General features: G+C 64.4%; 12 protein-coding genes and 1 pseudogene. 8 read left to right on the forward strand and 5 right to left on the reverse strand.

The window, feature by feature from the left end:
- Positions 1 to 61: 61 nt before the first annotated feature.
- From AT984_RS18735 to AT984_RS23695, 4 genes are all read left to right on the forward strand, one after another.
- The gene (locus AT984_RS18735; protein ID WP_058721402.1) at positions 62 to 880 is read left to right on the forward strand and encodes a phosphatase PAP2 family protein; all 819 of its coding nucleotides are present in this window, start codon (positions 62 to 64) and stop codon (positions 878 to 880) included.
- Positions 881 to 1,002: 122 nt separating this feature from the next.
- Positions 1,003 to 2,475, forward strand: coding sequence for a DASS family sodium-coupled anion symporter (locus AT984_RS18740; protein WP_058721403.1), 1,473 nt, complete (start codon positions 1,003 to 1,005; stop codon positions 2,473 to 2,475).
- A gap of 90 nt (positions 2,476 to 2,565) precedes the next feature.
- Positions 2,566 to 3,048, forward strand: a complete 483-nt coding sequence (locus tag AT984_RS18745) for a GreA/GreB family elongation factor (protein ID WP_058721404.1) — start codon at positions 2,566 to 2,568, stop codon at positions 3,046 to 3,048.
- 290 nt (positions 3,049 to 3,338) lie between these two features.
- Entirely contained in the window at positions 3,339 to 3,893 is a 555-nt protein-coding gene (locus AT984_RS23695; RefSeq protein ID WP_231741463.1) for a DUF4124 domain-containing protein, read from the forward strand.
- A gap of 101 nt (positions 3,894 to 3,994) precedes the next feature.
- On the opposite strand, the gene AT984_RS18755 is transcribed toward AT984_RS23695, so the two are convergent.
- Positions 3,995 to 4,465 carry an Lrp/AsnC ligand binding domain-containing protein gene (locus AT984_RS18755; RefSeq protein ID WP_058721406.1) on the reverse strand — a complete coding sequence of 157 codons (471 nt, stop codon included), beginning with the start codon at positions 4,463 to 4,465 and terminating at the stop codon, positions 3,995 to 3,997.
- Positions 4,466 to 4,566: 101 nt separating this feature from the next.
- Here AT984_RS18755 and AT984_RS18760 point away from each other — a divergent pair.
- Together AT984_RS18760 and AT984_RS23700 are read left to right on the forward strand one after the other, a co-directional pair.
- Positions 4,567 to 7,494, forward strand: a pseudogene (locus tag AT984_RS18760) (L-glutamate gamma-semialdehyde dehydrogenase); the annotation flags it as partial.
- A gap of 255 nt (positions 7,495 to 7,749) precedes the next feature.
- Positions 7,750 to 8,178, forward strand: a complete 429-nt coding sequence (locus AT984_RS23700; protein WP_257721187.1) for an aldehyde dehydrogenase family protein — start codon at positions 7,750 to 7,752, stop codon at positions 8,176 to 8,178.
- 30 nt (positions 8,179 to 8,208) lie between these two features.
- On the opposite strand, the gene AT984_RS18765 is transcribed toward AT984_RS23700, so the two are convergent.
- On the reverse strand, positions 8,209 to 8,604 hold the full coding sequence (locus AT984_RS18765; protein WP_156422112.1) for a hypothetical protein: 396 nt from the start codon (positions 8,602 to 8,604) through the stop codon (positions 8,209 to 8,211).
- 179 nt (positions 8,605 to 8,783) lie between these two features.
- Between AT984_RS18765 and AT984_RS18770 the strand changes: the two genes are divergently transcribed.
- Both AT984_RS18770 and AT984_RS18775 read left to right on the forward strand, forming a co-directional pair.
- Positions 8,784 to 10,214, forward strand: a complete 1,431-nt coding sequence (locus AT984_RS18770; protein WP_058721408.1) for an aminotransferase-like domain-containing protein — start codon at positions 8,784 to 8,786, stop codon at positions 10,212 to 10,214.
- Between the two features lie 255 nt (positions 10,215 to 10,469).
- The gene (locus AT984_RS18775; protein WP_058721409.1) at positions 10,470 to 11,045 is read left to right on the forward strand and encodes a BPSL1445 family SYLF domain-containing lipoprotein; all 576 of its coding nucleotides are present in this window, start codon (positions 10,470 to 10,472) and stop codon (positions 11,043 to 11,045) included.
- A 268-nt stretch (positions 11,046 to 11,313) separates the two neighbouring features.
- Here AT984_RS18775 and AT984_RS18780 read toward each other — a convergent pair whose 3' ends face one another.
- Genes AT984_RS18780 through AT984_RS18790 form a run of 3 tightly spaced genes read right to left on the reverse strand, consistent with a single transcriptional unit; the run spans position 11,314 to position 14,606 of the window.
- Entirely contained in the window at positions 11,314 to 12,459 is a 1,146-nt protein-coding gene (locus AT984_RS18780) for a branched-chain amino acid ABC transporter substrate-binding protein (RefSeq protein WP_058722459.1), read from the reverse strand.
- Between the two features lie 45 nt (positions 12,460 to 12,504).
- The gene (locus AT984_RS18785; RefSeq protein WP_156422247.1) at positions 12,505 to 12,909 is read right to left on the reverse strand and encodes a c-type cytochrome; all 405 of its coding nucleotides are present in this window, start codon (positions 12,907 to 12,909) and stop codon (positions 12,505 to 12,507) included.
- The gene (locus tag AT984_RS18790; protein ID WP_058721410.1) at positions 12,909 to 14,606 is read right to left on the reverse strand and encodes a hypothetical protein; all 1,698 of its coding nucleotides are present in this window, start codon (positions 14,604 to 14,606) and stop codon (positions 12,909 to 12,911) included. Before AT984_RS18790 ends, AT984_RS18785 begins: the two co-directional genes overlap by 1 nt.
- Positions 14,607 to 14,618 lie beyond the last annotated feature (12 nt).

Genomic DNA, 14,618 nt, shown 5'->3' on the forward strand with positions numbered 1-14,618 from the left:
CTGCGCCGGCCCTGTGCGGGGACCGTATGGCTTGTCACATGCCCTCACGTAGCATGGTGCCATGCTGTTTTCTCCCTCTTCCGCCGCCACTCCCTTCTCCATCTGGCCTTGGCTGACCCGCCTGGGCGAGGCGCAAATCCTTTTGCCGCTGGTGCTGGTGGCATGCCTGTGGCTGTGGCGGACGAGTGAGCGCGGCGGTCGTGATGAGGCCCAGCCGGGCGCTCTGACCCCTTCGACCCAGCTGGCTCCCGTGGCCCGCCGCTGGCTGTTCTGGCTGGGCGCCGCCGCTGCGCTGACCACGCTCAGCAAGCTGGCCTTCATCGGCTGGGGCCTGGGCATTGAGGCGCTGGACTTCACCGGCATCTCCGGCCATGCCATGTTTGCCTCCGCCGTACTGCCCATGCTGGCCTGGACCCTCGTGCGCGGGCGCAGCCTGCGCGTGCAACGCGGCGCCGTGGCGCTGGCTTTTGCCCTGGCCGCCTTGATTGCATACTCACGCTTGAAGGTCGGGGCGCACTCCTCCGTTGAAGCCTGGGCTGGTTTGCTGCTGGGCAGTGGCGCCAGCCTCTTGAGCTTGCCGCGGCGCATGCGCGTCTCTTCCTCTTCAGCATCTGCCCTGGGCCAGCGCCCGCCGACGTGGCTGCCGGCCGGCGTGGTGGCGGCCTTGCTGCTCTTGCCCATCGGCGCACCTCCCTCGCGCAGCCATGATCTGGTTACCCAACTCGCCTTGCAGCTCTCGGGCCAGCAGCGGCCCTTTCAGCGTTTGCAGCTGAAACTGCACTTGCCAGCGCATCAACAACAGTTGCCGGGGCAAATGCAGCGGCAGCAACAACAGCCGCCGCAGCCGGGTATTGCCCATGGGGCGACGGCGCCTGTTTAGCGGCTAGGGTTTGGCAAGCCTGCAAATTCAAGACCTGACCCCCCAGGTTTTGTGCCCCGCAAGGTTCACAAGGTTCTAAAGTCGTCGACATGGCCCCTCTTCAATTGAGAAGGTAGGAACTCATGACTCAGCTTGTCCGCCCCAAACCCATTCCCAGTGCGATCGCGCTTGGATTGACCTTGTTGATCTGGTTTGTGATCCCTGTGCCAGAGAGCGTCAGCCCCGAGGCCTGGCATTTGCTGGCGCTGTTTGCCGGCACGATTGCCGCCATCATTGGCAAGGCGCTGCCGATTGGCGCGGTTTCGATGATTGCGATCGCGCTGGTGGCGATCACGCAAGTCACCCGCCCGGGTTCGCCCGATGGCGCGATTGCAGATGCCTTGAGCGGGTTTTCTAACGCCTTGATTTGGCTGATTGCGATTGCTGTGATGATCGCGGTGGCGCTGACCAAAACCGGCCTGGGCACCCGCATCGGCTATCACTTCATCTCGCTATTCGGCAAGAAGACCATCGGCATTGCCTATGGTCTGGTCTTGTCCGAACTGGTGATTGCACCGGTAACGCCCAGCAATACGGCGCGCGGCGGGGCCATCATTCACCCCATCATGAAGTCGATTGCGGATGGCTTCAAGTCAAGCCCTGATCTGGGCACCCAAAACAAATTGGGGCGCTATCTGGCCCTGGTCAACTACAACGCCAACCCCATCACCTCCGCCATGTTCATCACGGCGACCGCACCCAATCCATTGATTGTGGATTTGATCGCCAAGGGTACGGGCGCCGCCATCGACATCAGCTGGGGCCAATGGGCGCTGGCCGCCTTGTTGCCCGGCTTGTGCATGTTGCTGCTGATGCCCTTGGTGCTGTTCTGGCTCTATCCGCCCGAGATCAAAAACACCCCCGATGCCAAACCCATGGCCGAGGCCGAGTTGCGCAAGCTGGGGCCCATGAAGCAGGCCGAATACATCACCCTGGCGGTGTTGGCGCTGATGCTGGCGATGTGGGCTGGCGTGCCCGAGTTGCTGTTTGGCCCCGCGATGGAGGTCAACGCCACCACCACCGCGGTGATCGGCCTGTCATGCTTGCTGCTCACCGGTGTGCTGACTTGGGAAGACATTCTTAAAGCCAAGAGCGCCTGGGACACCTTGATCTGGTTTGCCGCCCTGGTCATGATGGCCACCTTTTTGGGCAAGCTCGGCCTGATCGCCTGGTTCTCGGTCTCGATCCAGCAAGGCATCAGCCACCTGGGCTTGAGCTGGTTGGGGGCGACCGCGATCTTGGTCTTGGTTTATTTCTACTCCCACTATTTCTTCGCCAGCACCACGGCGCACATCACCGCCATGTTCGGTGCATTCTTTGCCGCCGGTTTGGCCCTGGGCGCGCCGCCCATGCCACTGGCCTTGCTCCTGGCGTTTTCTTCCTCGCTGATGATGTCGCTTACGCATTACGGCACCGGCACCGCGCCCATCATCTTTGGCTCCGGCTACACCACTTTGAATGAATGGTGGGGCGCCGGGGCGGTGATGAGCGTTGTCAACTTGCTGGTGCTGGTCGTGGTGGGCACGGCTTGGTGGCGCGTGCTGGGGTACATCTAAGCAGCCAATCAGGCGGCGCCTGCCGGATGCGTTGCTGCCCTTCATAATTCGCGCCCGATCCCCGCTTGCTCGCGTTGCCGACCTTTCATCATGGATAAATTTTTGCTGCAGCAGCAGGTGCTGGAACGGCTTGCTGAAGACCTGCTGCAAGTCGAACAGGCCGCGCGGGCGGCGCATGAAACGGCGACTCACGAAGAAAACATCGCCGAAAACAAGTACGACACTTTGGGGCTCGAAGCCGCCTACTTGGCCACCGGCCAAGCGCGTCGCGCCGAAGCCATTCGCCAGGCGATAGCCAATTGGCAGCAATTCCGCCCCAGCCCCTACGACGCCAGCAAAGGGATACAGCTCGGCGCGCTGGTCTGCCTGCTCGATGCCGACGACAAGCAGCAACAGATCTTCCTCGGCCCGGATGGCGGCAGCATGAAGTTGCTCAACGGCCCTCAGCCCGTTCAGGTCATCAGCAGCGAAGCGCCCTTGGGCAAGGCCATGCTGGGTAAATGCGAGGGCGATGAGGTGGCTATACAGATCGCTGCAAACCGGCAGCATTTTGAGGTGCTGAGGGTCTATTGAGCCGCTAGTAGGTTTACATCGAAGTGATCAGAAACTGATCGTCCCGACCCGTTCTTGGCCTCGCGTACATCAATTCACTTCGACTGCACCGACCGCAAGGGGGCTAAGTTTCCATAGCTACCTTTGCCCAGCGGGCCGCAACACCTTCTAATGGTTTGGTAGGCTTGCAAGTTCAAGACTTGGCCCATGCCACCTACGCAACTCCTCTTGCCGCTCTCGCCGAGTGTCGCGGCTTTCCGGAACGCTGTGGGAGCGTACATCCAATACGAAAAGAACGGCGGGACGAAACAATGCAAGCAACCATCACGATTTTCTCTGGCACGGTATTGATTCTGGTGATAGTGCTCGCTGCAACCCCGGCCTGGGCAGTTAACAAATGCACCGGGTCCGACGGCAAGGTGTCGTTTCAAGATGCGCCCTGCACAGCGGGGAAGGCCGAGAAAGTCACAATGACCGGTCAGCCCCTGATCGACCCGAACGCTGCAGCTGAAGCTGCCAATCGGGCCAAGTCAGCGACAGCTTTGGCAGCCACGACTGTGCCGCCAGCTGTGCAAGCGCCTGCGCCGGCCGTGCAGCCACCAGCGCCGGCCCAGTCCATTCGATCGCCGCTGGAGCAGGAGGCCGAGATCTGCCTCAACTGGTATCGCCCCTCGCTGCGAGACCCGGCAGGCGCCTACTTCACCACTCTCAGTAAAGAGGGGCGCGTGCTCAAGATGATGATTCATGCGACCAACGGATACGGAGGTTATGTGAAGCAGGAAGGCGTGTGCGAGTTCAAATACGGCAGCATCGACGAGGGCTGGACCAAGATTCATGCCAAGCGGGCTGGCTGGAGCACACCGTAGTGCTGCGTATGGGATCTTGCGGCAGCCATTGAGGCTCTAAAGTCAAACGGCGCGTGGTGGCAAGTGGATCTGGCCGCCGCCTCTTTGATCTCACGCCAGCTTCAAAACGGCAACGCCGTCGTACTCTTGACCTCCTCCATCACGGCATAAGTCCGCGTCTCCCGCACCCCGGGCAAGGTCCAGATCACGCTGCCGATGAATTGGCGGTAGGCGTTCATATCGGACACGCGGGTTTTGAGCAGATAGTCAAAGCCGCCCGCCACCAGGTGGCATTCCAGGATTTCAGGGCGGGCTTGTACGGCTGCCTTGAAGTTGTCCATCACGTCCTGTACCGTGCGGTCGAGCAATATCTCGATGAAGACCAGCATGCCGGCGCCTAGTTTCTCGGGGTTCAAGCGCGCTTCGTAGCCCAGGATGAAGCCTTCGCGGGTGAGGCGTTTGACGCGTTCCAGCACGGCGGTGGGTGAGAGGTGCACCGCCTCGGCGAGCTTGAGGTTGGAGATGCGGCCGTCGGCCTGCAGGGCGCGCAGGATGCGGGCGTCGATCTTGTCGAGTTGTGTTTCGTCGGCCATGCTGGATTTTCCACCGCCGAACGCGTTTAGTTGCGAATTTAATTCAGGGCCAACCCTCATAAAGTTCCGCCACTCGCTATAAACCGACAAAGACCCACATCATGAGCACTTTCAACTTGCTGCCCGAAGCCGCCCGCCTGCCCAGCCCTTACCGCGACGAGCAGGCGGTGGTGAGCGCGCTGGTGCAATCCCTGGGCGCGCGCCTGGACTGGCCGCAGGTGATTGCCCTGGCCGGCCCCTGGGTGCAGCAGGTGCGGGCCAACCCGGCGCCGTTCTGGGCCATGGAGTCGCTGCTGCGCGAGTACCCGATCACCAGCTCTGAGGGCCTGGCCCTGATGCGCTTGGCCGAAGCGCTGCTGCGCGTGCCGGATGCGCCCACCGCGATTGCGCTGACGGCGGACCAGCTCGGTCGTGGCCAGTTTGACGGCGCCTCGGACGGCCCGCACAAGATGCTGGCCAGCTTGTCGGCCTCGGCCATTTCTTTGTCGAAGAAGTTCCTGCCTGATGCCGAAGGCCAGGGCGGCTTGATGACTCGCCTGGGCGCGCAGACCGTGGTGGCGGCCACCGTGCGCGCCATCCAACTGCTGGGTCGACAGTTCGTGCTGGGCCGCAATATCGGCGAAGCCATGAGCGAGGCGGCGGATGCCCGCAAGGTCCAGCCCATGCTGCGCTTCAGCTACGACATGCTGGGCGAAGGCGCCCGCACCGAGAAGGACGCCGAGCGCTACCAAGCCGCTTACGTGGGCGCCATCAAGGCGATTGCGGCCAGCGTCAAGGCCAGCTCGCCCGAGGCGGCTGACGGCATTTCCATCAAGCTCAGCGCCCTGTTCTCGCGCTATGAAGTGCTGCAGCGCGAGCGCGTGTTTGCCGAACTGCTGCCGCGTGTGTGGCAGCTGATTGAGCTGGCCGCCAGCGCCAATATCAACCTGACCATTGACGCCGAGGAAGTGGATCGCCTGGAGCTGTCGCTGGATGTGCTGGACGCGCTGGCTGCGCGCATCAAGGGCAGCTACCCGCAGTGGCGCGGCTTCGGCCTGGCCGTGCAGGCTTACCAGACCCGCGCGCTGGATGTGATTCACGAGGTGGCGGCCATCGCCAAGAAGCATGGCCTGCGCTTCATGGTGCGCCTGGTCAAGGGCGCGTATTGGGACGGTGAAATCAAGCGCGCCCAAGAGCTGGGCCTGAATGCCTACCCGGTGTTCACCCACAAGCAGCACACCGATGTGTCTTACCTGGCTTGCGCGCAGGCGCTGATCGGCCATGCCGATGTGATCTACCCGCAGTTCGCCAGCCACAACGCCGGCACCATCGCCGCCATCGTGCAGATGGCTCGCGCGGCCGGTGCCAAGTTCGAGATGCAGCGCCTGCACGGCATGGGCGAGGGCGTTTATCGCGAGGTGCTGAAAGAGGGCACCATCCCCTGCCGCGTTTACGCCCCGGTGGGCGAGCACCGCGACCTGCTGGCCTATCTGGTGCGCCGCCTGCTGGAGAACGGCGCCAACTCTTCCTTCGTGCACCAACTGGCCGATGTGAATGTGCAAGTGCCCGAGCTGCTGGGCTCCCCGCTGGAGCAGGTGCAGGCCAAGAGCGCGCTGCCCCTGCCGCCCGAGCTTTACTTCGACCGCATGGGTCTGGGCCGGCGCAATTCCACCGGTGCTGATCTGAGCGACAAGGCACAACGCCAGCCCCTGGCGCAAGCCTTGAGCGAAATCGAAGTGGGCGCCGTGCCCTTGGCCGATGCCGCCGCCGTGGCCGAAGCCATGGCCACCCTGCAAGCCGGCTTTGCACCTTGGGCCAGCTTGGCCGTGGCCGAGCGGGCCGCAATTCTGCGCCGCGCCGCTGACGCGCTGGACGCCCGCCTGCCCGAGTTCTGCGCCCTGCTGGTGAAAGAAGCCTTTAAGACCCAGGGCGACTGCGTGGCCGAGGTGCGCGAGGCCGTGGACTTCCTGCGTTACTACGCCGACCAGGCCGAGCGCGATGCGGTGCATTTGCAGGCTGGCCGCGGCGTGTTTGTTTGCATCAGCCCCTGGAACTTCCCGCTGGCCATTTTTGCCGGCCAGGTGGTGGCCGCGCTGGTGGTGGGCAATACGGTGGCGGCCAAGCCGGCCGAGCAAACCCCGTTTGTGGCCCAGCGTTTTGTGGAACTGCTGTACGCCGCCGGCCTGCCGCGCAATGCCTTGATCTTGCTGCACGGCGCGGGTGAAACCGTGGGTGCCGGCCTGGTGGCCGATGCGCGCACGGCAGGTGTGTGCTTCACCGGCTCCACGCAAGTGGCGCAGATCATCAATCAGACCCTGGCGGCCAAAGAGGGTCAGGTCGTGCCCCTGATCGCCGAAACCGGCGGCCTCAACGCCATGATCGTGGACTCCACCGCCTTGCCCGAGCAGGTGGTGGACGCGGTGGTGCAAAGCGCCTTCCGCTCGGCCGGCCAGCGCTGCTCGGCCCTGCGCCTGCTGTGTGTGCACGAAAGCATTGCCGACGGCGTGATCGAAATGCTGCGCGGCGCCCTGCAAGAGCTCTGGGTGGGCCAGCCCGCCGAGCTGAGCACCGATGTCGGCCCGGTAATCGACGACGAAGCCTTCCAGGGCATCGCCCAGCATGTGCAGCGCCTCAAGCGCGAGGCCAAGCTGATCGCCGAATGCCCGGTGCAAGAGGCGCTGCCGCGCCTGATCGCGCCGGTGGCGTTTGAGATCGGCAGCATCAGCGAGTTGCGCCAGGAAATCTTCGGCCCGGTGCTGCATGTGCTGCGCTGGGGTGGTGATGTGGACGCGGTGCTGGAGCAAATCAATGCCCTGGGCTATGGCCTGACGCTGGGCATCCAGACCCGTATCGACAGCCGCGCCCTGCGCTTGGCAGAAAAGGCACGCATCGGCAATGTCTACGTCAACCGCAATGTGATCGGCGCGGTGGTGGGCGTGCAGCCCTTCGGCGGCGAAGGCATGTCGGGCACCGGCCCCAAGGCTGGCGGCCCGAACTATCTGTATCGCTTTAGCGCCTTGCCGGCCATCGCCGTCGAGGCCAGCCTGGCCAGCCCAGCTGCCGGCACCCCGCCGTCCAGCTTGGCCGCCTCGGTGGCCGCGCTGAGCGTGGCGCATGCGCAATGGGCGGATGTGCCCCTGGCCGAGCGTGCCGCCTTGCTGCGCCGTGCGTTTGAGGGCCTGGCCAGCGCGCCGGCCTTGTCCAAGCGCCTGAGCCAAGCCCAGCAAAGCCTGGCCGAACTGAGCCTGCCCGGCCCCACGGGTGAGAGCAATGAGCTGCGCCAGCATGGCCGTGGCGTGCTGGCCGTGCTGGCCAATAGCGCCGCCGAAGATCAGCTGGCGCTGGCCCTGTGCGCCGCCCTGGTGGCCGGCAATAGCGTGGCCCTGGTGGTGACGGAGGCCGCGCAAGCGCAGGCCGCCGCCCTGCATCAGGCCCTGCAGCGTGCTGGCCTGGCGGCTGAAACGCTGCAGCTGCTCTCGGGTGGTGAAGCCTGCCTGCGCGCCTTGCTGGACGATGAACGCATTGCCGGTGTGGTGTTGGCCGGCGCCGGCGCCGCGCTGGAACGCCGCCTGTGGCGCGTGATGGCGGCGGACAAGGGCGCCATCCGCCCCCTCATCACCGCGCAGGAAGTCAGCGCCGCCAGCCAGCAATACCGCTTCAGCGCTGAGCAGACCTTGACCATCAACACCGCAGCCGCTGGCGGCAATGCGGCACTGCTGGCCGGCATGCACTGAGGCCCGGCCAGGCCGCCGCAGCGCGACTGACTAGTCGGCGCTGCGGCTGAGCTGGCTTGTTGGCCGAGGCTGTAAGCGCTGAATCAATCGCTGAATCAAGCGCTGCAGCAAGTGCACGGCCAGCAGCCGCCAGCGCGCCGGTGCCGGGTTGACTTGGCGCAGCGTGTAAAGGCAGCTCGGGTCGCGGCTATCCAGCCTGATCCAGCCCGGCGCTTGCGCCACCCAGACCGCACCGGCTGTGAGCTGCTGCCGGGCTTGCCAGACGGTGTCGCTCAGGCTCAGGGCAGGTTCCAAGGCGAGGGGCAGGCGCAGCAGCAAGCTGCCGCGCTGCACATGCAAGACCCAGCCGGCCTGAACTTGCAGCAATTGCTGGGCGCCGCTTGGCAAAGCGCGAGGGGCGGGCGGGGGCGTGTGAGCAGAAGTCATGGCGAGTGGCCCTGAGGGCGCTGGGGAAGACGGCTTCAGTGTGGCCAGGGCCGCCGCTTCGGAACAGGGACAGAAAGGGCCTTTGTGCTGCAGAACAGCGGCTTTTTTTGCGCTGTTCTGCAAGGCTGTAGGCGCATCTGTATCGGCCCCGGGGCAGGCCCAGCGCCGACAATCCCGCCATGCCGCTTTATCTCCAGCTCGCCAGCCATTACCGCCAAGCCATCCACAAGGGTGCCTTGCCGCCGGGCGCGCGCATGCCCTCGGTGCGCGGGCTGATGGGTTTGCATCAGGTCAGCATGTCCACCGCCTTGCAGGCCTGCCGCTGGCTGGAGGCCAAGGGCTTGCTGGAGGCGCGCGCCCGGGCCGGCTATTTTGTGCGTGCGCACAGAACGGCGGGTTTGCCGCCGGCGCATGAGCCTTCGCCCACGGCGCTGATCGATGAGGCGCGCTATGTGGGCGTGCATCAAAAAGTTTCGTCTGTGCTGGCCAAGGCCCTGGCCCAGCCGGTGCGGGTGAATCTGTCCGGCGCCCAGGCGGCGCCCGAGTTGTATCCGCTGGAGCGCCTGCGCCAGTCCAGCCAGCGCGTCTTGCGCCAGCATGGCGCCTGCCTGGTGACACCGCCGCCGCCCGGCGGCGAGCCCAGCTTGCGCAGTGCATTGGCCCGGCTGGCGCTGGAGCAGCAGCAACTCCAACTCAGCCCAGACGAAATCGTCATCACCCACGGCTGCACCGAGTCGCTCACCCTGGCTCTGCGCGCCGTGACCCAGCCCGGCGATGTGGTGGCGGTGGAGTCGCCCACTTACTACGGCTTGCTGCAGATTCTGGAAAGCCTGTCGCTGCGGGCGCTGGAAATCCCGACCAGCCCGCACACCGGCATCTCGCTGCCGGCCTTGCAGGAAGCGGCGGCGCTGACGCCGGGGCTCAAGGCGGTGGCGGTGGTGCCGCATCTGCAAAACCCGCTGGGGGCCGTCATGCCGGATGCCGCCAAGCAGGCTTTGCTGGCTTGGTGCGAGCAGCAAGACCTGGCCCTGATCGAGGACGACAGCTATTCCGCCCTGTGGGATGGGCCGGCGCCGCTGCGGCCGATCAAATCTTTTGATCGCAACGGGCGCGTCATTCTGTGCGGCTCGTTGCACAAGATTCTGGCGCCGGGCATGCGCTTGGGCTGGATGAGTGGCGGGCGCTGGCAGCAGCGGCTGGAGATGCTCAAGTACAGCCAGTCGCGCCCGAATGAGTCGCTGCCGCAGTTGGCGGTGGCGGACTATTTCAATGCCGGCCATATGCCCCGCCATCTGCGCAAGATGCGCGCCCAGCTGGCGCTGCAGCGCGAGCAAATGGCCGAGGCGTTGGCGCGTTACTTGCCTGCCGAGTCGCGCCTGAGCGTGCCCGGTGGCGGGCTCAATTTGTGGCTGGAGCTGCCCGAGGGCGTGTCCTCCATGGCCTTGTTTGAGGCGGCCCTGGCCCAGGGCATTCGCTTGGCGCCGGGGGCGATGTTTTCCAACACCATGCGCTTCGATGCCTTCTTGCGCATCAATTGCGGCCTGCCCATTGACGAGCAGGTGCGGCAGGCGGTGCAAAGCCTGGGGCAGTTGCTGCGCGGGCGCAACTGAGGCGGGGCTGGCGGTGGCCGGCTTTGTACCTGATTTCAGGGGCGAGATGGCGCGCCTCAGCGCAGCGCAGGGGTCAAGCCCGAGCTGCCCTTGCGCCTTGATGCCGCTTACCTGCGCTGGCTGCGCGGCGGCCCTTGGCCACAGCGGCGGCAGGTACTTGCACCGGCGACTTGGCAGTTTCACAAAATACCGGGCCAGGCTTGCTAGGCTAGGGCTACGATGAAACGTCTTCGTCAATCACAAAAGGAGATCCTGATGCTGCGTCGAAAACTGCTGTTGACCCCCGCCGTGCTGGCCATGTCTTTGGGCCTGCTGTCGGCTTGCTCGACCAACGAGGCTGCCAAGGAAACCCCGGCGCAGCAAAAAGCTGCCATCGAAGCCGGCTATGACGCCACCATGGCGACCTTGTACAAGAGCGTGCCGGGCTCCCGAGAGCTGGCCAGCAAGGCGCGCGCCATCTTGGTGTTCCCCAAGGTCTATGCCGCTGGCTTGGTGGTGGGTGGTGAATATGGTGAAGGCGCGCTGCGCGCCGGTGGCCAGACGGTGGACTATTACAAGACCACGGCCGCTTCTTTCGGCTTCCAGGCCGGTGCACAGTCCAAGGCGCTGATCTATTTCTTCATGACCCAGAAGGCCTATGACGACTTCCGCAAGAGCAGCGGTTGGACGGCCGGCGTCGATGGTTCCGTGGCCCTGATTCAGGTGGGCGCCAATGGCGGCATCGACACCAAGAGCTATGACAACGCCGTCAACGCCTTCGCCCTCACCAACGGTGGCCTGATGGCCGCCGCCACGGTGGCAGGCAGCAAGATCGCCAAGCTGGAGTTCTGAGTCAGGCCTGGCATAACGGTTGATCTGACCGGAAAGCAGAAAAGAGAAGGGCTCCGCAAGGAGCCCTTTTGTTTTCCCTCTGTCTTGGCCTTTCCGCACTTGAATCGGAAGCCAAAAAAAGAGCCCCAAGGCACCGACCCAGCCTGCACGCTCTCCCCATGCAGACTGAGTCGGGCCCGGGACCCGAGGCGGCGCGGCGCAAAGGTGGCGCCCGCCAAAACTTATCTTGCAAGCCAGTGACTAGGGCACTGGCTGCGGTGCTGCTGGCTTAGCGGATCACCGCCAGCGACTCGCGGTTGCCGGCCTTGTAGGTGTACAGCGTCAGTGCGCCGTTCTTGATGTCACCCTTGGCATCGAAGCTGATATTGCCCGTCACGCCCTTGTAGCCCTCGGTCTTGGCCAGCACCGGCAGGTACTTGGCGGGATCGGAGGAACCGGCCTTGACCATGGCGGCGACCAGCACGCCAACGGCGTCGTAGGAGTAAGGCGCGTAGACCTGCACGTCGAGCTTGGTGGTGTTGCGGAATCGGGCGCGGAAGTCGTCCATGGCTTGCTTCTGCGCAGCGTCAACGCCGCCGGCTTCAGCGCAGTAGACCTGGCTGTCGTCGATGGTGCCGGCGGCCAGCTTGGGCAGCTCGGTGGTGCAGATGCCGTCGCCGCCAACGAACTTGGCGGAGATGCCCAGCTGCTTCATCTGGCGCAGCATCGGGCCGGCCACGGCGTCCATGCCGCCGAAGAAGATCACATCGGGCTTCTTGGACTTCAAGCTGGTCAGGATGGCGCTGAAATCGGTGGCCTTGTCATTGGTGAATTCGCGGCCAATGATCTTGCCGCCGTTGGCCTTGACGCCTTTTTCGAACTCATCGGCCACGCCTTGGCCGTAGGCCGTGCGGTCGTCGATGACGGCGATGGACTTGCCCTTCAGGTCCTTGGCGGCGTAGCGGCCCAGGGTGCCGCCCAGATGCACGTCATCGGCCACCACGCGGAAGGTGGTCTTGTAGCCGCTGCGGGTGAACTTGGGGTTGGTGCTGGAAGGCGAGATTTGCGGAATGCCAGCTTCCGAGTAGATCTTGGCGGCCGGGATCGAGGTGCCCGAATTCAGGTGACCGACCACGCCGTTGACCTTGGAGTCCACCAGCTTTTGCGCGGCTTGCGTGCCTTGCTTCGGATCGCCGGCGTCGTCTTCGCCCAGCAGTTCGAGCTTGACCTTTTTGCCGCCGATGACCACGCCCTTGGCGTTGAGCTCGTCGATGGCCATGCGGGCGCCGAGTTCATTGTCCTTGCCCAGGTGGGCGATGGCGCCGCTGGTCGGGCCCACGTGGCCGATGCGAACCACTTCTTGCGCCGAGGCGGCGTGGGCGGCCAGCAAGGCGGCGGCGCCGATCAGCGAGAAGGTGAAAGTTTTCTTGATCATCATCGTCAGTCCTTTTCTTTTCGAGAGATCCGCCCGAGCTTGAACTCAGTGGGCGGTGGGTTGGGAAACGGGGGGTGAAGCAGGGGGCGGCGTTTGGCTGCTGGCGCTGGCGGGCTTGCTGCCCAAGATCCAACGCGCTGCGGCCAAGGCCTGGTCCGGCGTCAGCTGGCTGTTGGCGGGCATGGGCACCGCGCCCCAGCGCCCGCTGCTGCCTTGGGCAATGCGTTCGGCCAGGACGTTTGCGGCATCGGCTTGCTGCTCATAGCGTTCGCGGATGGCGGCAAAAGAGGGGCCGACCAGGGCCTTGTCCCGTGCATGGCAGGCCATGCACGCGTCAAACAAGGCCCAGCTCTGCTGAGCACCTGATGCCTGAGCCTGTGCCAGGCTGGGGCCGAACAGCGCCCCCAGCATGGCCAGGTTCGCGGCGGCGAGGGAGAGTCGCCGCGCCATCATTTGGGCATGCCCATCACTGGCTTGCCGAGCAACTCGGACGAGGTCACGTAGATGCCGTGGTTGGAGAAGACCCAGACCAGGTTGCGGTCCCATTCCACAAAGATGCTGTGCACCGGGTTGGGCAGGGCGCGGATGCTTTGGGTCTGGCCGTCCTTGACGGGGATCTCACCAATCATCTTGGGCGTGAAGTAGCCGGCGATGACGGGCTTGGCCGGGTCCTTCAGGTCAAACATCTGCATGCCGGCGTTGTAGTAGCTGTAAGGCATGTAGCGCGGGCTGGGCTTGCCGGGCTGGACTTGCGCATAGCCGCTGCGCTTGGGGCCGAAGCTGCCGCGACGCTGGCAGAAATCGGTGAAGGGCGCCGCCTTGTCAGGCACCGGACGCGGCAGGGTGTGAGCGATCTTGGGGTTCTTGGGGTCGCGCACATCGATGGCGTAGATGTCCTTGAAGGGCTCGTAGCAGTCCTCGCTCATCGGGTAGCCGCTGTAATAGACCATGCCGGTGGACTCGACCTTGCTGACGTCGATGTTGTCGCCCTCGGTGCCGGTCACGCTCATCGGCATATCGATGTGGGCCACCTGCTTCATATTCTTCGGATCGCTGATGTCGATCACGTAGAAGCCGAAGCCGCCCATGGCCGCATAGCCGTACTTGCCACCTTTCTCGACCGGCGTGGGGATGAACAGCGGCATGCGCGCGCCCATCCACGAGGTCTTGTTGCCGGCACGCGGGTTCTTCTTGTATTCCTCTTCCTCACCCAGGCGCGAGCCCGGTGCCCACCACATCGACAAGCGCTTGGGCTCGCTGGGGTTGGACACATCGAAGGCCAGCTGGCCACCGGCGAACATATAAGTCTTGTACTCGGTGTTGGCGAAGGTGTCGTCCGGCGCGCCGGCGACGAAGAGGTACTGGTCACCGTCGTAGACCGGCACGTCCTGGCAGCCCGAACCCTGCTGCACCGGCTCCTTGGCCGAGTGATAGGGGTCCAGCGAGGTTTCGCTCAGCAGCTTCCAGTCGGTCCACTGCGGGCTGGTGACTTCAAAGATGCGGAAGCCGCGCAGCATCTTGCGGTCGCGCAAGGCCTTGACCTGATCGGGGTTGCCGTACTTGTTCCAGACCACGCCATAACGTGGCGTCTCGTAGCACTGCACCGCGATCATCTTGTCGAGCTTTTTGTTGTACTTGACGGTGAAAGGGCCGAACTGGTGTTCGCCGCCCTTCACATCAAAGTACTTCTTGGTGACCAGCTTGACGTCCTTGGGGTCGGTGATGTCGAAGAGGTTGTAGTGCCAGGTCTCGTAGTCGTACAGGTAGCGGCGACCTTGCCAGTCGAAGCTCGCTTGCCAGCTGTGGCCGGCGCCGGCCACGAAGGGGTAGAAGGCTTCTTGCTTGAAGTTCTTGGCGTAGGTGTTTTGGTCCAGATAGCTCAGGCTGCCTTCGACCGGGTGGGCACCGTAGGCGTCCGGCGTGATTTCCGGCATCTTGAACTTGCCGGTCTTGGCGTCGTAGCCATAGCTGCCGGGGGCCGGGTGGGCCGGCTCACCGGGGAGCAGGTTGTGGTTGAGCGGCTTGCCCGGAGGCGCGTCAGGGGCGTTCAGATTGGCGCCGCTGCGTGGCGCTTGCGCCAGTGCACTGCCGCCGATGATCAGTGCGCCCAGGCCGAAGGCCAGCACGGTGGTGGGGTTCAGTTTCATAGGTTTTGTCAC

Origin of the sequence: Paucibacter sp. KCTC 42545, assembly GCF_001477625.1 — a bacterium.
Lineage (GTDB): Bacteria > Pseudomonadota > Gammaproteobacteria > Burkholderiales > Burkholderiaceae_C > Paucibacter_A.